Origin of the sequence: Sporosarcina sp. 6E9 (genome assembly GCF_017921835.1) — a bacterium.
In the GTDB taxonomy this organism is placed as follows: Bacteria; Bacillota; Bacilli; order Bacillales_A; family Planococcaceae; genus Sporosarcina.
Window position 1 is genome coordinate 1 of sequence record NZ_JAGEMN010000003.1, and the last position, 19,779, is coordinate 19,779.

Sequence of the window (19,779 nt, forward strand, 5' to 3'; positions counted from 1 at the left end):
CGCCTGCGCGCGCTTTACGCCCAATAATTCCGGACAACGCTTGCCACCTACGTATTACCGCGGCTGCTGGCACGTAGTTAGCCGTGGCTTTCTAATGAGGTACCGTCAAGGTACGGGCAGTTACTCCCGTACTTGTTCTTCCCTCACAACAGAGTTTTACGATCCGAAAACCTTCTTCACTCACGCGGCATTGCTCCATCAGACTTTCGTCCATTGTGGAAGATTCCCTACTGCTGCCTCCCGTAGGAGTCTGGGCCGTGTCTCAGTCCCAGTGTGGCCGATCACCCTCTCAGGTCGGCTACGCATCGTCGCCTTGGTAGGCCGTTATCCCACCAACTAGCTAATGCGCCGCGGGCCCATCCTGCAGTGACAGCGTAAGCCGTCTTTCAGAGTTTGTTCATGCGAACAAACTGATTATTCGGTATTAGCCCCGGTTTCCCGGAGTTATCCCCATCTGCAGGGCAGGTTGCCCACGTGTTACTCACCCATCCGCCGCTAACGTTTTAAGAAGCAAGCTTCTTAAAACGTTCGCTCGACTTGCATGTATTAGGCATGCCGCCAGCGTTCGTCCTGAGCCAGGATCAAACTCTCCATAATAGAGAAACTTGAATAGCTCGAGTTTCATTTTGCTGACTTTGAATCCGAAGATTCGTTTTGTTTCGATTTAACGAAACGTTATATCTTGACGTTTTGCTGTTCAGTTTTCAAGGTTCATTCACAATTATTTCTTCGCTGCGTTTCAACAGCAACTTCTCTAATTTAACATCCACACATCATAATGTCAACAACTATTTTCGAAGTTTGTATTTCTTTAATAAAATTTGGAGCGAGTGAAGGGAATCGAACCCTCATCATCAGCTTGGAAGGCTGAGGTTTTGCCATTAAACTACACTCGCATTATAAGTTAACGCGCCCGGAAGAATTCGAATCCACAACCTTCTGATCCGTAGTCAGACGCTCTATCCAATTGAGCTACGGGCGCTCTGTTAGAATCCTTAGCAAGGAAATAATGCATTTTACAATATTGGTGCGGTAAAGAGGATTTGAACCTCCACAGGGTTAACCCCTACTAGGCCCTCAACCTAGCGCGTCTGCCGTTCCGCCACTACCGCATTATTTTTGCGACAAACTTTATTATATAGCATACTAGCATTTTGTCAACAATTTTTTTCATCATAAGTGTGATGAGCCATACAGGATTCGAACCTGTGACCCTCTGATTAAAAGTCAGATGCTCTACCAACTGAGCTAATGGCTCTCGATTATATAATTAAACTCTCCATTATCCATTTGAAAACTTGGCTGGGGTAGCTGGATTCGAACCAACGAATAACGGAGTCAAAGTCCGTTGCCTTACCGCTTGGCTATACCCCAATACTTTTACAACTAAACAACAATTCTTATTGTGGTATGTTATCTCATTTCTATACTATAAAATAAATCTTTACTTTTTTCAAGGTCTTTTTCTAACACCCTCGAAAATATACCTCAATGCCTAAACTTCTTTTTGAACAAGTGATTTAAGGTGGAAACTATGAACGCAAAGGCGCGTTCAAGCTTCTTTTCCGGCAAACCTTTTTTCGATAAGACCCTCGAAAATATGCCTCCATGTCAAAACTTCATTTTGCCAGGTGATTCAAGGTAGCATTTTGAAAGCGAAGTGCGCTTTCAAAACACCTTAATGACCCCTACGGGATTCGAACCCGTGATACCGCCGTGAAAGGGCGGTGTCTTAACCGCTTGACCAAGGGGCCTATGTTTAAATAAATATAAATTAAACAGCTAATTCATTCTTGTAATATATCGTCTTCCTGAGCCGACCTTTTTTATTATAGACAGGTTATCGAGTTTCGTCAACCCTTTATTTAATATTCTTTGTAAAATCTTAGGAAACAATAGTTAGACCGCGTTTTAGACGGCCTAACTCTTTTCCATTCACCCTTCAAGTTGAATTGAAATAGCCCCAGAACATTTTCCGCATCGATATTTCTGGACATTGATTCTTCTTTTCCTTTTATATTTCAGTTTGCATGATTCGCATTCGTATATATAGAAGGAAGTTGATTTCTTATTTTGTGCCGCAAGTGGTTTACAAAATCTAGGGGAGGATGTTTCATGTAATAATTTTCGAAAATCCTCATCACGATGTTTATATCCCTTTCCTTCTAAATGTAGGTGATAATGACAAAGTTCGTGTTTGATCACCCCAACAAGTTCATTCATTCCATGAACTTTAAAAACTAATGGGTTAATTTCGATTGAATGGTCTGCAAGCATATAGCGACCACCCGTTGTGCGTAAACGCGGATTATGTGCCGCCTGATGAAGAAATGGTTTTTTAAATACGTCATTGGAAATTATCTTGACGGGTGTTTGTAATTCCTCATTCGTCATTTCACCCCCCCCATTTAATCGGTAGTCTTTTTAGGCGGTATCATCGTTAAGGCTATTCTGCCTTTTTCCCGATCAACTGCATCTACCCAAACGGTCACAATATCTCCGGAGGCAACAACATCTAATGGATGTTTGACAAATCCCTTTTTCATTTTAGAAATATGAACAAGTCCATCTTCGGTAACGCCAATGTCAACAAATGCACCGAAATCAACGACGTTTCTCACAGTCCCTTGCATTTCCAGTCCTTCGTAAAGATCTTTTGCATCAAGAATATCCGCCTTCAATAATGGTTGTGGATAATCGTCACGCGGATCCCTATTCGGTCTTTGCAAGGTTTCAACAATATCTTTCAAAGTAACTTCTCCGACTTCAAGCTCGGTTGTCAGTTCCTTAATATTTAGGTTAGATAGTGCTTCAGAAGTTTCCTTTGTCCCTAATGATTCTTTCTTTACTTGCGCCTTTTCCAGAATGAGTTCTGCTATCTTATAACTTTCGGGGTGAATTCCAGTAGAATCGAATGGATCCTTCGCCTCTGGAACACGCAAGAAACCAATAGCTTGCTCGTATGTTTTCGCACCTAAACGGGGAACTTTTTTCAGTTCGTTTCTTTTCGTGTAGAGACCATTCTCTTCCCTCGATTTCACGATGTTTTCCGCGACTGTTTTTGAAAGGCCCGCTACATATTGGAGTAGTGATGAAGATGCTGTATTAACGTTCACGCCAACCCTGTTAACCGCTGTTTCAACGACAAAAGTTAGGGATTCAGATAGTTTTCTCTTCGCGACGTCATGCTGGTATTGACCTACACCAACAGAACCTGGATCAATTTTAACAAGCTCGGATAATGGATCTTGTAGTCTTCGCGCGATTGATACAGCGCTTCTCTCTTCGACTTGAAGATTCGGAAATTCTTCTCTCGCCTGTTCAGATGCTGAATATACACTTGCTCCCGCTTCGTTTACAATAACGTATGAAACGCCAGCTCGTCCTTCTTTTAAACAATCCGCTATGAACATCTCTGTTTCACGGGATGCCGTTCCATTCCCAATTGCTATAATCGAAATTGGATATTTCTCTAATATATTGATAATCGCACGTTTCGATTTTTCTTTGTCCGGTTTTGGCGGATGCGGATAAATAACAGAGACTTCAAGAAGCTTTCCTGTTTCATCTACAACAGCAAGTTTACACCCAGAACGAAACGCCGGATCTACTCCAAGTACATAATTCCCTTTTAAAGGCGGCTGGAGTAAAAGGCTTTTCAGGTTTTCAGAAAACACATGAATTGCTTGTTCTTCCGCTTTTTCTGTTAGCGTCGCCCGAATTTCACGTTCTATTGAAGGGGCAATTAAACGTTTAAATGAATCTTGAATCGCTTCCTCTACTTCTGCTGCAGAAGGAGAATGCGACTTGCGAATTAATTCACGGGCCATAACACCGATAATTCGCTCTTCTGGAAAGGATACTGATAGCCGCAGAACACCCTCTTTTTCACCGCGGTTAAGCGCAAGTGTGCGATGAGGAACGATTCGTTTTAACGGTTCATCATACTCATAGTAGTTCCCGAAGACTTTTCTTTGATCATCTGCATCTTTTCGAACTGAAGATACAATTGAAGCATCCAACCACGCGATTTTTCTAATGGATTCCCGAATCGCAGCATCGTCGGCGATGTTTTCAGCAATAATGTCACGCGCACCAGCTAATGCATCTTCGATTGTTTCCACTTCTTTTTCTTCGTTAATGAATTGTTTTGCGAGTTCGTTCGGCTCTGTATCCGAAAATTTTAATAGTGATTCTGCGAGCGGTTCGAGCCCTTTTTCTTTCGCCATAGCTGCTCGCGTTCTTCTCTTTTGCATGTATGGGCGGTATAAATCTTCCACTCGTTGAAGGACAGTCGCCCCCTCAATTTTCTTTTTCAATTCATCGTTGAGTTTGCCTTGTTCTTCAATAATGCGCAGTACTTCTTCTTTTCTTTGCTCCAGGCCCTTCACGTATCCATAGGAGTCTTCGATTGCCTTAATTTGAACTTCATCTAAAGATCCAGTTGCTTCTTTACGGTACCTAGCAATAAACGGAACTGTATTTCCTTCTTCCAATAGTGCAATTACCTTTTCAGTTTGACTCACTGGAACAGCTGCCCTTGTTGCGGTCAGTTTTAAAATATGATTCAATACATTTCCCACCTTTCCTGCTGTCATCTATTTTAACACAAAAAAGCCTGCTTCCGTTTAATGAAGCAGACTTCCCGCTATGAATGTTGCATCGTCATCATGATTTATTGTTTCTATAACGTTTCGACTAAGTTGAGTCAGGCAACTCGTATTCTTCAACAATGCCTTTGGACTTGGTAATTGAATGCCATCAGAATGGAGAAAAAAGACGTCCCCTATATGATAATCATATTCCTGTGTATTCAACTTCTGTGGTTTCCCTGACAAATACCCCATTACCGGAAGTGGATAAATCATTTTCTCTCCGTCCTGCAGCATATAAAATCTAACGTTGCCTACGCAACTATATTGAATAACCTGGCTTTTATAATCTATTTTCACGATTGCAACTGCAGCACCGCGTTTTTGAATCATATATTCATTACATCTGCTAAGCAATTCATCAAGTGATTCATCATGATGATCTTTAATGACATTTGGAATTACCTCTGCCGATTGACGTGCAATTGGTCCGCTACCAAGCCCGTCCGCAATTGCACAAATGAAGTAATCGTCATCCGAATGTACAAAGTATGCATCGCCGGATTCTCTATTTCCTGACTTGGCCCTTTGATATATATTCAGTTCAACATGGTCATTGACAACTGTCTCCACTAAGACACCCCATCAGAAGTAGCCGATGATATAGCTTCTTGTAATTTCTTAATCGCTTTTCTTTGTAATCTGGAAACATGCATTTGTGATATGCCTAGTCGTTCGCCTGCTTCCTTTTGGCTTAATTGTTCAATATATGTATATTGAACAATTTGTTTTTCTCGTTCTGATAGTACGACGAGGGCATCCAAAACAAGCATCCGTTGATCGGTCGCCTCATATCCGTCATCAGTAGACCCGATCAGGTCGAATAATGTCACCGTTCCACCTTCTGAATCCGCATCCAAAGTATGATCCATTGATAAGGCTTGGTAACTTCTTCCCATTTCCATCGCTTCCAAGACATCGTCTTCGTCTATATCAAGATACTCGGCAATCTCATGAATTTGCGGGGAGCGTTGTAATTCAGTCGTCAACTTTTCGACTGTCGCTCTAATTTTCGGTCCTAGTTCTTTAATGCGTCTTGGGACATGAATCGCCCAAGTCTTATCGCGCATAAATCTTTTTATTTCACCAATAATCGTCGGAACAGCAAAGGCTTCAAAGCTTCGTCCAAAATCAGGATCATATCGTCTAATGGCACCTAGTAAACCTAGCATCCCAACCTGCACTAAATCTTCATGATAGGATTTACCATTTGAATATTTGTGAGCGAGTGATTGCACTAATCTTTCATAATGAAGTACTAAATTCGTCTGTGCTTCTTCATCATTTGTTTCTTGGCACACCCTTATCCATTGTAGAACCTCATCTTTAGTATCTGATCTAGGAGGTGACTGTTTCGACATCCTTATCCACCTGCTCTTCACCGAGATATTTTGTCATAAAGACTGTCACGCCCTCCTCGTGGTGTACTTTTACTTCATCCATCAATGTTTCCATTAAATAAAGACCTAATCCACCCTCTCGAAGGAATTCGACTTCTTCCAGTTCGTTGTATGGGCCAATATCTTTTTTCGTTTCTTCATAATTAAAGCTTTCACCGTGATCAGCTATCATAATTTCAATTTTATCTTCAAATAAAGCACATCCTACTACGACTTCACCATCCTTATCTTGATACGCATGTTGGACTGCATTTGTCACAGCTTCACTTGTTGCGATTTTCAAGTCTTCAATTTCGTCGTAGTTAAATCCAAGTCGGCTCGCGAGGCCAGATATTGTCAGTCGGGCAATCCCGATATATTGCGCTTTAGCAGGCACTCTTATTTCGACATAGTCATAGGGTTGCATCGAGACTTTCACCTACTCCCTTCTCGATATCAATAACTTCATCGAGACCCGTAATTTCAAATAACCGTTTAATCCGATCACTTACGCCGGTAATTTTCACATATCCATCGTTCGCTTTTAATCTTTTATAAAATCCTACGAAAACACCTAGTCCAGTACTATCTATATATGTCACGTCTATTAGATTTAATTCAGCTTGCAAGCCTGGTATGTCTTGCACTGTTGCTAGTTTCTCCTTTAATAACGGAGCCGTAAATGCATCGATTTCACCTGTAATATGAAAATGTTGAACGTGATCTTCCTTAGACATTTCTACTTTTAAGTTCATTTTCAACCCCCCGGATTACTTTTTATTTTTTAACCTAAAGGTTCTTTACCCTACCTGATACTTACTTAAACCTATTTTATTTCTTTTTTGAATATCACGATTGAAAAGTCATCATGTAGTTGGAAATTCTGCATTTCCCCAAGTTGCTGATAAACCGTATCTGCAATTTTTTGGGCTGGCTCATCTTTTACGGATTTTAAAATCCCTTTAATAACTTCATCATCAATAAATCCGTCTTCAGTTCTCGTTTCGGTTACACCATCCGTCATCATAGCTATGAAGTCGCCTTCATCTAAAACGACACTTCGTTCTTCGTAAATAACATTTGGATGTACGCCGAGCAGCAGGCCTTTTGCATCTAGCATAATAAAAGAATCAGTAGCCGCTTTGTATAATAGAACAGGTTCGTGACCTGCGGATGCATAGGAAAATAAAGAGCCTTCTACTTCATACTTTCCGTAGAACATTGAAATAAACATTGAATCATCAACACTTTCTTCAACAATTCTATTTACAACATCAAGAACGACACGCGGACTTGAATTTTGTCCACGCATATTATCCATTCCAAATTTAATCATGGACATGCAAAGGGCGGCAGGAATTCCTTTCCCGATAACATCTGCAACGGCAACACTTGCGTAGTTAGAATCGTCACTTAGAAAGTAAATATAATCTCCGCTCATTTGTTTAGCAGGTACAGTTAAAAATCCAATATCCAGTTCGCTAAATGTCGGAACCTTCGTTTTCAATAATGTATTTTGAACTTTTTCTGCGATTTTCATTTCGAGGTTTAGTTCCTCTTGTTTGCGAACTAAACTTTGATGCTCTTGTAGTGCAAGTCCATAATGGATCATCATTTCAATCAGGAAATCAAATGAATGCCAAAAGTCTTCAGGTGCGTCTTTGAACAACTCCATTAACGCTGACTTATGAATTCCGATGACTTCTTCTGGCGATATTTCTTTTTCGATAAAGCGTCTACTAAATTTCTGCCCCGCATATAAATCATTTTCACTTTTCGTGTTGATATATCGATTGACGATTGCTTTATACTGTTTTTCTACTTCTTTTGGCATTTACCCTCACCCCTTTAACGAAGCCATTTCACCGTGGTGATGGTGGTTCCAACACCTTGTTCAGACTGGACATTAAATTCATCCATAAGTCTTCGGACTCCCGGCATTCCCGCGCCTAGTCCACCCGATGTCGAATAACCATCATTCATCACTTTCCGAAGATCGGCAATTCCAGGTCCTTCATCCGATGCGATAATCGTCATTCCAGATTGGCCATTTTTAAAAATTCGTTCAATCTTAATATTACCTTTACCTGCATATAAATAGATATTACGGGCCAGTTCGCTTATCGCCGTCGTTATCCTTGCTTGGTCAACGGTGCCAAAACCAATATTTTTCGCTTCGTCCCGCCCAAGCTGACGTGCAGCTACAATGTCCCACTCTGTATATATATCTACAGACGATCGGCACTCCATATTCAGGCCTCCAATTCTATCTGAAGTTTATCCAGTCCGTTTTCCAAGTCTAGTGCTGTCAGGACGTTTTCCAAACGTATCCCAAGCTCTATCAGTGTTATTGCAACAGCTGGTTGGATTCCGGTAATTACTACTTTTGCCCCCATCAGACTAGACATATTAATCACATCGCCAAGTACTTTTGCGATGAACGAATCAATAAAATCAATTGGAGTTAAATCTATTAAAACACCACGTGCATTTTTCGAGTGCAATTTGTCCAAAAGGTCTTCCTGAAATTGAATTGCATTCTGATCATCCAGTTCCCATTGAATGGAAACAATTAAAATATCACCTAGTTTTAAAATCGGTATTCGCATATTCATAAGCTTTCTACCTCCACTATTTTGCGATTCGTGAGTTTGAGGGCTTCCTGCATCCCACGTTGCAAAGTGCTTGTAGTTGTGAAATTATCCAATTCAATTCCAAGGGCGACAATTGTCTGAGCGATTTCTGGGCGTATTCCGACAAGCATGCATTTCGCGCCAATTAATCGGACGGCATCCGCAGCTTGTATGATATGATGAGCAACCATTGTATCAACAACGGGAACGCCTGTTATGTCGAGTAAAACAACCTCAGCACGCTGTTTCACCACACCTTCCAGAATGTTTTCCATGATTAATTTTGCGCGCTCAGTATCGATTGTGCCAACAAGCGGCATGACCGATATTTTTTCAAATACAGGAATCAGCGATGCAGAAAGTTCTTGTAGTGCAATTCTTTGTAATTTCACAGTACGTTCCCATTCAATAGCATAGGCATCGATAATACTATCGCGAAGGGGCGATATCCATTTGCTGAAAGTCCTCATATAATCTCTAGCATTTGACTCATCAATGACACCGTGTTCTTCCATCATCTCAAACGTAGCGTCTGAAAAGTTCTCGATAGATTTGTTGACAAATTTTATCGACCAACCAAAACGAACCACTTTCTCCGTGAAATCTACTAGTTTTTCAGAGTTAATCGATCCGGTATTTTGAAGATTAGAAGTCATTAATTCCGCAAATTCTTTGCTTGTCTTGTCAATTAGCTCGTCCGGCATAAAATGAAAAAAGCGTTCTTCCTCAACATCTTTCATACGACACGCCCATTTTTCAAGAATGCTATCAATATTTTCGTGAATGAAGTTTTCCATTATGTTATTCATGTTCAGTTATTGCTCCTCCCTTATCTCTTAAAAGTATTAATTTCTTCTATTGTAACGAATAAATAATGAAAACACACTCTTTTAGCCAACAATAAAAAACATCACAGACAGAGTCGCTGTGATGTTCTTGTTTACTATATGTATTGTTAAAATTTGACGAGGCCGAAGCTCACTTCTAGCGCTTCATCGACCTGTTCCATCAAAAATTCATCTAGATGTGTGATTCTATCGGTTAGCCTCGACTTGTCGATTGTACGGACTTGTTCGAGCAGGATCACCGAATCCCGCTCGAAATGATAGCGTTCCGCATCAATTTCAACATGTGTTGGCAATTTTGCTTTTTGGATTTGCGCTGTAATAGCCGCAATGATAACTGTCGGACTAAATCGGTTTCCAATATCATTTTGGATTACAAGTACAGGTCTTGTTCCACCCTGTTCTGAACCCACGACTGGCGACAGATCTGCAAAAAAGACGTCTCCACGTTTTATTGCCAACTTCTCATCCTCCGCTAACGAGACGTTCCATCGTATGCTGTGCTTCAAACTCAACATGCAAGCATTCTGTGGCAATTTTTAAGTTGATTTGCGACATTTCGACATAACCCTTTATCATCGCTTCGCGAATCGTATCCGGTTCGTAATCAGATTCATATCTTTTTGTCGAAATATAAACAAAACCACCACGCTCCGGCTCCTGATGGACGACCGTATGTTCATTTTCATTCAACATTCGTTTCGGAATCTTTACAATGACTTCTCTCATGCTCTTTTTTGCACGCAATGTCAGCACCTCCAACAACCCGTTCACTAGTTTACCTACCAATCCATCATAGCATCATTCGTCGACATTGAGAAGACATAGATACAAATAGATTGACAGGAAACTTCAAGTTTCGTGGTTTGTTGTCGAAAGCTGTCACTTATTATCGCGTTAAAGAGTTTAGTTATATACTCTTGGAATTCTTTTGGATAAGGAAACCGCTATTTCATATGGAATAGTGTCTAATCGTTCCGCCCACTCTTCCATGTTGATTTCCTCATTTCCTTGCTTACCAAGTAAAACAACTTTTTCACCAACCAGCATTTCTTCCGAAAGCTTCACCATACATTGATCCATGCAAATCGTTCCGACGATTGGTACTCGCTTGCCGCCAATCAATACTTCTTGGCCGCGGAGTCCTCGCCGTAATCCATCCGCATATCCAATCGGCAATGTACCGATCCATTCATCATCCAATGATTGATAAGTTGCACCGTAACTTACTGAAGCGCCTTTCTCCAATCGTTTCACATGAGCTAATTCAGTTTCCAGCGATAACGCTCGTTTAAGTGCAAAGGGTAACTTTTTCCCCACATATTCAGATGGTGCAATCCCGTATAAACCAATTCCAAAGCGAATTGCATCAAGCTTATAGTCAGGATAGAGCAAAGTAGCAGCACTATTTGATGCATGAACCAGACGAGGTTTTTTCGGGAACAACGCGACAAAGTTCATAAAGTTAGCATATTGTTCATCCGTCGTCTCACACTGATCCATATCCGCGCATGAATAATGTGTAAAAACACCATCCACTATCACTTGAGAAGACTCTTCTGCAAAATTAATAATTGCATTTAAGGACTCAACGTCGCGAACGCCATAGCGCCCCATGCCTGAATCAATTTTAATATGCACTTTTAAAGCATGGTCAAACTTTATTGATAAACAAGCTTTCTCCAACCACTCTACGCCTGCAACAGCGACCGTAATATTTAAATCGACTGCTGTTTTTGCAAAGCTAGCGGGGGTTGGGCCCATGACGAGAATATCTTCGCTTATCCCGAATTCACGAAGCCGCACTGCCTCTTCCGGCGTTGCAACTGAAACCATTTTCGCTCCAGCTTCAATTGTAGCTTGTGCAGTTTCAACATCGCCATGGCCATATCCATCCGCTTTAACAACCGCAATAATGGACGTCTCATTACCTAAATAGTCATTTAAAGCCTTTACATTATCCTTGATTGCGTCTAAGTTGATTATTGCTTTCGTGGGGCGAAATAACATCCTATCCGGCATATCCTTGACCTCATTTACGGTGTAGTTCTATCTATTATCAATCTACGCCGCTTTTTCGTCAACAACTTATTTCATCTCATCAGCCGACATTGACAAGGCTACCTCAATCATTTCGTCTTTCGTTAACGTCTCGGATGCGACGAAAAATGAAATACCATCATTTTCCCAACGTATCGACTTATCTGTAATAGCCGCTACAGTGAAACCTAAATCCACAGGATCCCCTTCTATCGAAACAGGCAACTTATGATCAGGTCGTTGTACACGCTCTTGAACAATCGTAAATTCTTTTTCACCGCCAAATGTCATAAATGAACGAGTCCCATTCTCAGTCTTTATCGCTTCTTCAATTTCAAGCGTGACCCCTTGCCAATTAACGGTAGGATAATACGTTTCAAACCCTTCCTCCTTGGCAGCCTCATCGTCATCCGCTTCGTCCTCTGCTGGTTTAGATTCTTCGTTGTTTAATTCAACTGCATACTCTTTTGCATCTCTTGCTGTACCCAGCGTGATTTTGTTAAACGTAATACGTATTTGCTCTTCTTTGTTTTCATCTAAAACAGAAACATAAATCGGCAACCACGTTTTTTTGTTAATATAGATTTTTTGAGTAGGCAAGACTTTCCTGTGATTATTTCTCGTTACTGTTTCAAAGACGAATGCATCGTCCTCTTCAGTCATCGTCGCATTTTTATCAGCAGTGATGTCTTCTGATAAAGCGCCAATTAAGTATGCTTGACTGTTTTGCGCTGGCCAATCACTTTGAAACTTGTACGTTTTGCCCAATGATGGAGTTACAACAAAAACACCATCTTCATTACGGACAATCATCTGGGATTCATCTTTACCGCTTTGCGATACATTCACGCGATAAAAATCGGGTTTTGTATGCCAGACGTCCACATCATACAACCTTGGTTCTGCTCCAGTCTTAATTTCCATCGTCGCTTGCAACTCATACCCTTTCGAGTCATTCCATTTGTCACTGAGCTTCTTCGTTACATTGTCTTTCGACGGTGTCCCACATGCTGTGAGGACAATTGCGATCACAACAACTAACAAGGAAAATATTCGGCTACGCATATCTTTCATCCTTTCTCATTTCAATCGGGTACGTCATCTTATGAGGAAGGATTCGTGATTATGCTTCTAGGATTACTTGAGCGGCAGCAATTTTCTTTGTATGCGTGATGGATATAAAACCAGAAACGGTTGAACCTTTGAAATAAAGGCGTGGTTTACCGCTAGGTTCTGGGATTATTTCAATATCAGTAAAGTTACAATCTGCACCAATTCCGGTTCCACGCGCTTTTGAAAATGCTTCTTTCCCTGCAAATCGTCCCGCTAAAAATTCAGTTCGACGGTGACCGCTTAATGACCGATAAATTGCAGTTTCTGAATGCGTCAAAACTCTAGCTGCAAACTTTCCGGATTTTTCTTCGAGCTTTGCAATTCGGTCTAGTTCAACAATGTCTAAACCGATTCCTGAAATCATCAAACTCTCCCCTTCCCTTTTCTAGACGAAAATATGTATAATGATAAATAGATTGAGGTGAAAAAATGTTTACGCGTACAGAAAGCTTTTCCGAATACATTCGATTTTATCCAATGGTAACGATTTTCTTGTTTATAAATATAGTTGTTTTCCTCATTACGTTACTTCCGGGCATCGGTTACATCGTATTGGATAGCGGTATGGGTATAAACTATCTGATTGCTGACGGCGAATGGTGGCGTTTTATCACGCCCATGTTTTTACACGGTGGATTTATGCATATTCTTTTTAATATGTTTTGTTTATTTGTATTTGGTCCTGAACTAGAAAAGTTAACAGGTAAAATGCGTTTTACGACGTTATTTATGCTTACCGGTATTTTCGCTAACGTAGCGACATACTTTTTTCAAGATCTCAGTTATGCACATCTAGGTGCGAGTGGCGCCATTTTTGGTATGTTCGGCGCATTTGGTGCGCTTGTTTATTATACGAAACACGCAATGCCACAACTTCGCCAAATCATTTTACCGATAATCGTGATTAGTGTTATCATGACGTTCGTTGGTCCGAATATAAACGTAACCGCTCATATAACCGGACTAGTTGTCGGATTTCTCATCGGGCTGAGCTACTTTAATCCGAAGAGAATTTTGAGTTGGAAGAATCGATAAGAAGACAGCCTAAGGAGAAATCCTTAGGCTTTTTTAATCCAAGTTATTTTCAACAATTACGTCTGTTTCTATCCCCTGCACTCGAACTGGTTCATACCAATCAAGAATTTGGTTTGCGTCTTCCTCTTCCATATAGCTCACTTGTGCATTAAACACCCCGACACCCGATTTGACACGTGCGGAAACGACCGCGACATTCTTTTTTCGATGAAAGTAATTTTGTTTCATTTCCATCGATTGGATTCGGTTTTTCATCATATAAGCTGTTTGTAAACTGATTCCTCGAAAGCGCATCGTTAGTTGGTTTCCAAACATCTCAAACGCTGCCGATCGATGTTGGAACAACCCCCATAATACGATGATGGGGATGATTGCGATTGAAAACAATCCGTATGGATAGAAATAATACGTTAGTGCAACGATAGCTGGAATCATCCATAGAAAATCGATTCGGTAGTAATAGCGTTTCCCGCGATCCGGTACTTTCCGAGTCGGTTCATCCACAATTAAATCCGGAAATATTTCTTTCAGCGGACCGTTTATGGCGGACTTTTTCAGTAATGGAAATAAATTAATGCGCGCACTATCTCCGAGACCCCCACCCGCATTGTCAATGACAACATTTGCATAACCAAAGAGCTGTCTGAATGGATTTTCAATAATACGGACACTTTGTACGCGGTTGAGCGGTACAGTTACTCGCTTTTTTTCGATTAATCCACGAGAAATCACCAGATCTTCTTTGTCGAGCTCCACTGTAAATCCGTAATAACCCAAATAAGTCATTAAAACGGAAATCCCCCAGATAACTAACAAAACCAGAAACACCGCGATGGCAACGATTAAGAGGCCATACTTGATAAACTCGGAAATTTCTATATACATTTTGTCAAATGGAATAAATTCCGCGAATTGGACGAGAAAGATTAATACCCCGGACAAGATTAAACCTATCCCACCCGATGTGGTCGCAAGAACAAGCAAATCTTTACTAGTCATTTTATAAACCAATTTCAATTTTGGCCTTGGTTCAACAACTGCTTCAAGTCCTTCAATATCATCCGGTTTGTGCACTATATTTTGTTTAGCTTCCGCCATCTTTTCTTCGATCCGCTTTGCTGCTTCTTTCGTAATCGCCGTCAATTCGGCATCTGATTTCATTATATCTGCGCCGCCTGCAGTTTCCACTTTGACCTTTACTAACTTAAGTGGGCGATGTAAAATCCCTTCCGTATAATCAAGACTTTGAATACGATGAAAGGGAATATACCGTTTCTTTTTTACAAATAACCCATATTCAATACGTAATTCATCGTCTTCGAACCAATAAACAAACCGTTTCCATTTAATAATTCCAGTTATGAAAAATACGATGATGAGTACACCGAAAATAATAAACGTCAAGTAATCCCAATACCATTTCCCCGTGCCAGAATCTTGCAGACCGTTTGCAAAGACAATTACGATTAACGGGAGAATCATTTCTTTCAACGTTTTTAATACTTCTATCAGCGCTGTAATCCAATGCAGTTTGTTACGCTCTTCAGACATCATCTTCCGCCACCCTTGCAAGCACGGAAATTCGGCTTCTTAACTCGTCCGCTTCTTCCATGACAAGTGCTGGAATTGTATGGTTCGTCGCCGCGGTTGAGATTGTTATCCCCGCCAAATTATAATTTCTAAGGATTGGACCCTGGGACGTATCGACATGTTGCACGCGCACCATAGGAATCAAAGTACGCTTTACGATAAATAGTCCGTGTTGCAATTCAATTTCCGATTCGCGCACTTCATAACGCCAACGCATCCAACGTATTTTGGGGAATAAAACAATAAACAAGTATGCATAGATGATGACAACGCCTGCCGCTAGCCCATATACCCACCACGGCCATTCGTATATGTATGTTAGAATCCCTGCTCCAACTGCCAAAAGAAACACTACAATTGTTTGCATGATTCCGTATAGGCGCCAAACACGCAAGCCTTTTTCTGAAATTCGATTTACTGGTTGTTTTCTCATTCGAATGCCCCCTTCCTCCTTCTAGTCTATACGAAAGTATCAAGAAAATGTTTCACTTTTTGAAAAGTTTTCCCAAGCGACCACAGAACAAAAAAATCCGGAAACGCATAAGCGATTCCGGATTTTTGATTAACTTTATTATTCAGGTTTACGTGAACGGCTTGCACCGCTACGGCTTCCAGACTCACGACCACGACGTGATCCGCCGCGTCCTCCTCCAGAAGATGAACGGCTGCCCCCACGGAATGGACGTCCGCTACCGCTACTGCTTCGTCCGCCGCTACGGTTTCCACGGTAGCCACCGCGTCCACCGCCACCTCTTGAAGGTAGTGGACGTTCTTCAGAAATTGTAACAGGTGCATCATTTGGTTCACGCGTTAGGTTTCTAAGCGCCGCTGCAACAATGTCTCTTGCTTCATATTTCTGAAGCATCTCAGAAGCTAGTTGTGTGTAATCAGCTAGTTCACTTTTCTCGATAATTTCAGAAAGTTGCTCAACAGCAAGACGTTGTTGACCGACTAGTGCTTCATCCGATGATGGTGGCACAAGTGGAGTCATAGCTTTTTTCGTAGTTTGCTCAACGATGCGAAGGTAACCCATCTCACGTGGCGTTACGAAAGTAACTGCAACTCCACTTTTCCCAGCGCGTCCTGTACGACCAATTCGGTGAACATAACTTTCTGGATCTTGTGGGATATCAAAATTGTATACATGTGTAACGCCTGAAATATCTAGTCCACGTGCCGCAACATCTGTTGCAACAAGAATATCGATTTTTCCTTCTTTAAATTGACGAAGAACCGACATCCGTTTTGCTTGCGTTAAGTCCCCATGAATTCCCTCTGCTAGGTATCCACGAATCGTTAATGCGTTAGAAAGTTCATCAACACGGCGTTTAGTACGACCGAAAACAATTGCCAACTCTGGCTGTTGAACGTTTAAAATACGGGACAATACATCGAACTTTTCGCGTTCATGCGCTTTAACGAAATATTGTTCGATATTTTCAACAGTCATGCCTTTTGATTTGATTGCAACGATTTCCGGGTTTTTCATGAATGTCTCTGCAATACGACGAATTGGTGCTGGCATCGTAGCCGAGAACAGTAGTGTTTGGCGCTCTGCAGGAACACTTGACATGATTTCATTTATGTCTTCGATAAAGCCCATGTTTAACATTTCATCCGCTTCATCAAGTACAAGCGTTTGAACGTTTTCAAGCTTTAATGTTTTACGTTTAATAAGATCAAGCAAACGTCCCGGAGTACCGACAATAATTTGTGGGTTGTTGCGTAGGGCACGAATTTGTCGGCCAATCTCTTGTCCACCGTATACGGATAGAACTTTAGCACGCTTGTCTTTACCGATTCGGTAAATCTCTTCTGATACTTGAATTGCCAATTCACGTGTTGGCGCGATAACAAGCGCTTGGACAGAACGATTGCTCGTGTCTATTTTCTCAATAATAGGAACGCCGAATGCTGTCGTTTTCCCTGTACCTGTTTGTGCTTGTCCGATAATGTCTTTACCTTCAAGTCCAAGTTTAATCGTACCTTCTTGGATTGGTGTTGCTTCTTCAAACCCCATGTTGCTTAAAGCGCGTTGTGTTGATTCGGTAATATTTAGTTCTGAAAATTTAGTCAAAATTTCAATCTCCTTTTTCTCCATTTGACAGTTGGTTACATTTGCAAATGAAAGCGCGGCAAATTCGAGCCTTTAAAGGGAACGTTTCCGATATTTTACATCCTCGTTTTTTTGAGGGTATGGTTGAAAGGGAAAGCCCGGTCCTTGCCGAGCGGTTCGGTCAACGGACGCGTGCCCGTAAGTAATGATCAAACCGTTTTATTCAAAAAAAAGTACTCTTCAAGCATGAAGAGTCCCAGTGAAATGTATCCAATGCTCATCAAAGTGTACCATGGGAAAACCTCTCCCGCAATCAAATTGCTCAAGTAGTATTAATCAGTTAACTTAAATTCTGTTTCTCGCAATCATTCCGCATGAACTCAAGCACCTTTGGAAACCATTCATGACAATCATCGCTATAACATATATGATGTTTTCCTTTTGGTGATTTAATGAGTATCTTTTTTTCCGAGCCGAGCGTTTTGTATAAATGTTCTACGGATGAAAAAGGTACGATTTCGTCTTTTTCACCTTGCACGAGGCATACGGGTATTTTTATTTGACTGTAATATGGCTCCACCATTTTTACGATCCTCAAAAATTCGAACATCGCGCGAATTGGCGTGTGCGTTAATTTATAGTCGTATAAATGATGAAAGGAATTTGGTGAGTAATTTTTCGTTATCGATTCCCGCAGCATCATTCGAACATCTTCAAGTAGAAATCGCGGACTAATATATTTCGCTGCAGCGCTTAACAATACGAGCTTAGACACTGGATAGCGAAGCGAAAGGTAAAGGGCGATTAAGCCGCCCATTGAAAAGCCGACGATGATCACACGATCCACTTTTTTCTGCAATCGCCTCATTGCAAGCTCTGCTTCCATCATCCAAGATTCCGCTGACACATTGGTCAAATTCAGCGTCACGCCATGTCCGGGCAAAGTTGGAACTTCCACTGACCAATCTGTATGTGATTTAACAAATGTGATTAGTGGTTGAACTTCATAAGTTCCACCTGTGAAGCCGTGGATGAATAAAACACCAGTCTTCATGTGTTTTTCTCTTGTATGAATGGCGTAAGAATATTTTCAAGTGCCATTCCTCTTGATCCCTTCAATAGGATAACCGAGTCTGCATCAGTATTATTTCTTAATTCAGTGACTAGCGGCTTATAATCATCCGCTGACCAAAGTAGTTTCACTTGTAATGACTCATTTTGCAATCGATCGAAAAGCCATTTCATTCGTGGTCCATAGAGCAAAATCCCTTTTAGATTCATGTCTATGAGATGAGTAGATAATGATTCGTGATAGGCTTTTTCATCATCCCCGAGCTCTAACATATCTCCGAGCACCACCCATTTTTCTTGGCGAAGTGATGTCTCTCTTAGAAATGATAGGGCAGCGCGCATTGATGTTGGTGCTGCATTGTACGCATCATTAATAAACAGTGCCTCATTATCAGCTGTAACTGGTTGCATGCGCATATCCGTTAGACTAGCTGCTGAAAGGGCTTCGCGTATATCTTCATTCGATAAACCAATCTCTTTTGCAATCAAGATTGCTGCAAGGGCATTTTTGACTTGGTGTGCACCGTAGACAGGTATCGTAAATTGACCTTCATAAAGTCCGACAACTGTAAAATCACTTCCTGCAGCTGTCGAATGAACATCTTTGAGCGCTAGATCATTGTTGGCATGATAACCGAATGATACTTTCTGGACGTTTTGTTGCTTTTCGACAAACGGATTTAATAAAGGCTCATCTCCGTCGTAAAATAACTTTCCATTTGAAGAAAGGCCGTCAATGATTTCAAACTTGGCTTTTGCAATCCCTTCGCGTGATCCTAAGTCTTGCATATGTGCTTCGCCAATATTTGTAATGATGACATAATCAGGTTTTGCTAACTTCGATAAAAATGAAATTTCGCCAAATCCGCTCATGCCCATTTCAAGAACCGCATATTCGGTTTCCTCTTCGAGCGATAAAAGCGTCAGTGGCAGACCTAGTTCATTATTAAAGTTTCCTTCTGTTTTCCGCACATTGTAATAAGGCGATAAAACACCAGCTACTAAATCTTTGGTGGACGTTTTCCCGTTAGAACCGGTAATTCCGATTACTGTGCAATCAAGTTGTTCTCGGTAAGACCGAGCCATTTCTTGCAATGCGATTTCAGGATCTTCCACAAAAATAAGCGGGATATCTTTTGGCGGATTAGGTTCATCTTTCATCCAAAGCGCGGCCGCCGCTCCTTTTTCAATTGCACTTTCCACATAACGGTGCCCATTGACTTGTTCCCCTCGAAACGGGATGAATAAATGACTTTCACCGACAGTACGGGAGTCAATGGAGACACCTTTAATTATTATGTCTTCAAGCTGTTGGCCATCTTCTTTCAGCCAGTCCGCAATAGTAGTTAATAGTTGTTTCAATGT

Annotated in this window: 21 protein-coding genes, 6 tRNA genes and 1 rRNA gene; 1 reads left to right on the top strand and 27 read right to left on the bottom strand. The window is 41.2% G+C overall.

Going from position 1 to position 19,779, the window contains the following annotated elements; genetic code table 11:
- The 22 genes from J4G36_RS12975 to acpS all read right to left on the bottom strand — a co-directional run.
- Positions 1 to 597 (bottom strand): 16S ribosomal RNA (locus tag J4G36_RS12975); the annotation flags it as partial.
- A gap of 225 nt (positions 598 to 822) precedes the next feature.
- Positions 823 to 896 (bottom strand) — tRNA-Gly (locus J4G36_RS12980).
- A gap of 12 nt (positions 897 to 908) precedes the next feature.
- Positions 909 to 982: transfer RNA gene (locus J4G36_RS12985), tRNA-Arg, on the bottom strand.
- 43 nt (positions 983 to 1,025) lie between these two features.
- Positions 1,026 to 1,112 (bottom strand) — tRNA-Leu (locus tag J4G36_RS12990).
- A gap of 73 nt (positions 1,113 to 1,185) precedes the next feature.
- Positions 1,186 to 1,258, bottom strand: a tRNA-Lys gene (locus J4G36_RS12995).
- A 41-nt stretch (positions 1,259 to 1,299) separates the two neighbouring features.
- Positions 1,300 to 1,374 (bottom strand) — tRNA-Gln (locus J4G36_RS13000).
- A 308-nt stretch (positions 1,375 to 1,682) separates the two neighbouring features.
- Positions 1,683 to 1,754: transfer RNA gene (locus J4G36_RS13005), tRNA-Glu, on the bottom strand.
- 181 nt (positions 1,755 to 1,935) lie between these two features.
- A complete protein-coding gene (locus J4G36_RS13010; protein ID WP_210470835.1) occupies positions 1,936 to 2,394 on the bottom strand; it encodes a SprT family protein in 459 nt (152 codons plus the stop codon).
- A gap of 14 nt (positions 2,395 to 2,408) precedes the next feature.
- A complete protein-coding gene (locus tag J4G36_RS13015) occupies positions 2,409 to 4,598 on the bottom strand; it encodes a Tex family protein (protein ID WP_210470836.1) in 2,190 nt (729 codons plus the stop codon).
- A gap of 30 nt (positions 4,599 to 4,628) precedes the next feature.
- Positions 4,629 to 5,225, bottom strand: coding sequence for a PP2C family serine/threonine-protein phosphatase (locus J4G36_RS13020; RefSeq protein WP_210470837.1), 597 nt, complete (start codon positions 5,223 to 5,225; stop codon positions 4,629 to 4,631).
- Positions 5,225 to 6,013 carry an RNA polymerase sigma factor SigB gene (gene sigB / locus J4G36_RS13025; RefSeq protein ID WP_210470838.1) on the bottom strand — a complete coding sequence of 263 codons (789 nt, stop codon included), beginning with the start codon at positions 6,011 to 6,013 and terminating at the stop codon, positions 5,225 to 5,227. Before sigB ends, J4G36_RS13020 begins: the two co-directional genes overlap by 1 nt.
- Positions 5,991 to 6,458, bottom strand: a complete 468-nt coding sequence (rsbW, locus tag J4G36_RS13030; protein ID WP_210470839.1) for an anti-sigma B factor RsbW — start codon at positions 6,456 to 6,458, stop codon at positions 5,991 to 5,993. Before rsbW ends, sigB begins: the two co-directional genes overlap by 23 nt.
- Positions 6,445 to 6,786 carry an anti-sigma factor antagonist gene (locus J4G36_RS13035; RefSeq protein WP_210470840.1) on the bottom strand — a complete coding sequence of 114 codons (342 nt, stop codon included), beginning with the start codon at positions 6,784 to 6,786 and terminating at the stop codon, positions 6,445 to 6,447. Before J4G36_RS13035 ends, rsbW begins: the two co-directional genes overlap by 14 nt.
- A gap of 71 nt (positions 6,787 to 6,857) precedes the next feature.
- Positions 6,858 to 7,865: a PP2C family protein-serine/threonine phosphatase gene (locus J4G36_RS13040; RefSeq protein WP_210470841.1), complete on the bottom strand. Its 1,008-nt coding sequence runs from the start codon at positions 7,863 to 7,865 to the stop codon at positions 6,858 to 6,860.
- Between the two features lie 14 nt (positions 7,866 to 7,879).
- Positions 7,880 to 8,281: an anti-sigma regulatory factor gene (locus J4G36_RS13045; protein ID WP_210470842.1), complete on the bottom strand. Its 402-nt coding sequence runs from the start codon at positions 8,279 to 8,281 to the stop codon at positions 7,880 to 7,882.
- A gap of 2 nt (positions 8,282 to 8,283) precedes the next feature.
- On the bottom strand, positions 8,284 to 8,646 hold the full coding sequence (locus J4G36_RS13050) for an STAS domain-containing protein (protein ID WP_210470843.1): 363 nt from the start codon (positions 8,644 to 8,646) through the stop codon (positions 8,284 to 8,286).
- Positions 8,643 to 9,473 (bottom strand): RsbT co-antagonist protein RsbRA, encoded by an 831-nt coding sequence (locus J4G36_RS13055; protein WP_210470844.1) that lies wholly within the window; start codon positions 9,471 to 9,473, stop codon positions 8,643 to 8,645. The genes J4G36_RS13050 and J4G36_RS13055 overlap by 4 nt, the downstream gene beginning before the upstream one ends.
- Positions 9,474 to 9,619: 146 nt before the next feature.
- Entirely contained in the window at positions 9,620 to 9,970 is a 351-nt protein-coding gene (locus tag J4G36_RS13060; protein WP_210470845.1) for a type II toxin-antitoxin system PemK/MazF family toxin, read from the bottom strand.
- A gap of 4 nt (positions 9,971 to 9,974) precedes the next feature.
- A complete protein-coding gene (locus J4G36_RS13065; RefSeq protein ID WP_246880624.1) occupies positions 9,975 to 10,274 on the bottom strand; it encodes a transcriptional regulator in 300 nt (99 codons plus the stop codon).
- A 141-nt stretch (positions 10,275 to 10,415) separates the two neighbouring features.
- On the bottom strand, positions 10,416 to 11,531 hold the full coding sequence (gene alr, locus J4G36_RS13070) for an alanine racemase (RefSeq protein ID WP_210470846.1): 1,116 nt from the start codon (positions 11,529 to 11,531) through the stop codon (positions 10,416 to 10,418).
- A gap of 66 nt (positions 11,532 to 11,597) precedes the next feature.
- Entirely contained in the window at positions 11,598 to 12,614 is a 1,017-nt protein-coding gene (locus tag J4G36_RS13075) for a LolA family protein (protein ID WP_210470847.1), read from the bottom strand.
- Positions 12,615 to 12,672: 58 nt separating this feature from the next.
- Positions 12,673 to 13,026: a holo-ACP synthase gene (gene acpS / locus J4G36_RS13080; RefSeq protein WP_210470848.1), complete on the bottom strand. Its 354-nt coding sequence runs from the start codon at positions 13,024 to 13,026 to the stop codon at positions 12,673 to 12,675.
- A gap of 65 nt (positions 13,027 to 13,091) precedes the next feature.
- On the opposite strand from acpS, the gene J4G36_RS13085 reads away from it, so the two are divergent.
- A complete protein-coding gene (locus tag J4G36_RS13085) occupies positions 13,092 to 13,697 on the top strand; it encodes a rhomboid family intramembrane serine protease (RefSeq protein WP_210470849.1) in 606 nt (201 codons plus the stop codon).
- 33 nt (positions 13,698 to 13,730) lie between these two features.
- On the opposite strand, the gene J4G36_RS13090 is transcribed toward J4G36_RS13085, so the two are convergent.
- The 5 genes from J4G36_RS13090 to J4G36_RS13110 all read right to left on the bottom strand — a co-directional run bounded on the left by J4G36_RS13090 (position 13,731) and on the right by J4G36_RS13110 (position 19,776).
- Positions 13,731 to 15,248: a PH domain-containing protein gene (locus J4G36_RS13090; RefSeq protein ID WP_246880614.1), complete on the bottom strand. Its 1,518-nt coding sequence runs from the start codon at positions 15,246 to 15,248 to the stop codon at positions 13,731 to 13,733.
- Positions 15,241 to 15,720 carry a PH domain-containing protein gene (locus J4G36_RS13095; protein WP_210470850.1) on the bottom strand — a complete coding sequence of 160 codons (480 nt, stop codon included), beginning with the start codon at positions 15,718 to 15,720 and terminating at the stop codon, positions 15,241 to 15,243. Before J4G36_RS13095 ends, J4G36_RS13090 begins: the two co-directional genes overlap by 8 nt.
- 138 nt (positions 15,721 to 15,858) lie before the next feature.
- Positions 15,859 to 17,364 carry a degradosome RNA helicase CshA gene (cshA, locus tag J4G36_RS13100; protein ID WP_210470851.1) on the bottom strand — a complete coding sequence of 502 codons (1,506 nt, stop codon included), beginning with the start codon at positions 17,362 to 17,364 and terminating at the stop codon, positions 15,859 to 15,861.
- A gap of 319 nt (positions 17,365 to 17,683) precedes the next feature.
- On the bottom strand, positions 17,684 to 18,397 hold the full coding sequence (locus J4G36_RS13105; protein WP_210470852.1) for an alpha/beta hydrolase: 714 nt from the start codon (positions 18,395 to 18,397) through the stop codon (positions 17,684 to 17,686).
- The gene (locus J4G36_RS13110) at positions 18,394 to 19,776 is read right to left on the bottom strand and encodes a UDP-N-acetylmuramoyl-tripeptide--D-alanyl-D-alanine ligase (protein WP_210470853.1); all 1,383 of its coding nucleotides are present in this window, start codon (positions 19,774 to 19,776) and stop codon (positions 18,394 to 18,396) included. The genes J4G36_RS13105 and J4G36_RS13110 overlap by 4 nt, the downstream gene beginning before the upstream one ends.
- Between the last annotated feature and the right edge of the window lie 3 nt (positions 19,777 to 19,779).

Excerpts from the sequence above, each read along its gene's own strand:
- J4G36_RS13090 (WP_246880614.1), bottom strand. The coding sequence starts at position 15,248 with ATGTCTGAAGAGCGTAACAAACTGCATTGGATTACAGCGCTGATAGAA.
- J4G36_RS13095 (WP_210470850.1), bottom strand. The coding sequence starts at position 15,720 with ATGAGAAAACAACCAGTAAATCGAATTTCAGAAAAAGGCTTGCGTGTT.
- sigB (WP_210470838.1), bottom strand. The coding sequence starts at position 6,013 with ATGTCGAAACAGTCACCTCCTAGATCAGATACTAAAGATGAGGTTCTA.
- J4G36_RS13050 (WP_210470843.1), bottom strand. The coding sequence starts at position 8,646 with ATGAATATGCGAATACCGATTTTAAAACTAGGTGATATTTTAATTGTT.
- J4G36_RS13015 (WP_210470836.1), bottom strand. The coding sequence starts at position 4,598 with ATGACAGCAGGAAAGGTGGGAAATGTATTGAATCATATTTTAAAACTG.
- rsbW (WP_210470839.1), bottom strand. The coding sequence starts at position 6,458 with ATGCAACCCTATGACTATGTCGAAATAAGAGTGCCTGCTAAAGCGCAA.
- J4G36_RS13010 (WP_210470835.1), bottom strand. The coding sequence starts at position 2,394 with ATGACGAATGAGGAATTACAAACACCCGTCAAGATAATTTCCAATGAC.
- J4G36_RS13075 (WP_210470847.1), bottom strand. The coding sequence starts at position 12,614 with ATGCGTAGCCGAATATTTTCCTTGTTAGTTGTTGTGATCGCAATTGTC.
- J4G36_RS13045 (WP_210470842.1), bottom strand. The coding sequence starts at position 8,281 with ATGGAGTGCCGATCGTCTGTAGATATATATACAGAGTGGGACATTGTA.
- J4G36_RS13035 (WP_210470840.1), bottom strand. The coding sequence starts at position 6,786 with ATGAACTTAAAAGTAGAAATGTCTAAGGAAGATCACGTTCAACATTTT.
- J4G36_RS13055 (WP_210470844.1), bottom strand. The coding sequence starts at position 9,473 with ATGAATAACATAATGGAAAACTTCATTCACGAAAATATTGATAGCATT.
- J4G36_RS13085 (WP_210470849.1), top strand. The coding sequence starts at position 13,092 with ATGTTTACGCGTACAGAAAGCTTTTCCGAATACATTCGATTTTATCCA.
- alr (WP_210470846.1), bottom strand. The coding sequence starts at position 11,531 with ATGCCGGATAGGATGTTATTTCGCCCCACGAAAGCAATAATCAACTTA.
- J4G36_RS13040 (WP_210470841.1), bottom strand. The coding sequence starts at position 7,865 with ATGCCAAAAGAAGTAGAAAAACAGTATAAAGCAATCGTCAATCGATAT.
- J4G36_RS13105 (WP_210470852.1), bottom strand. The coding sequence starts at position 18,397 with ATGAAGACTGGTGTTTTATTCATCCACGGCTTCACAGGTGGAACTTAT.
- acpS (WP_210470848.1), bottom strand. The coding sequence starts at position 13,026 with ATGATTTCAGGAATCGGTTTAGACATTGTTGAACTAGACCGAATTGCA.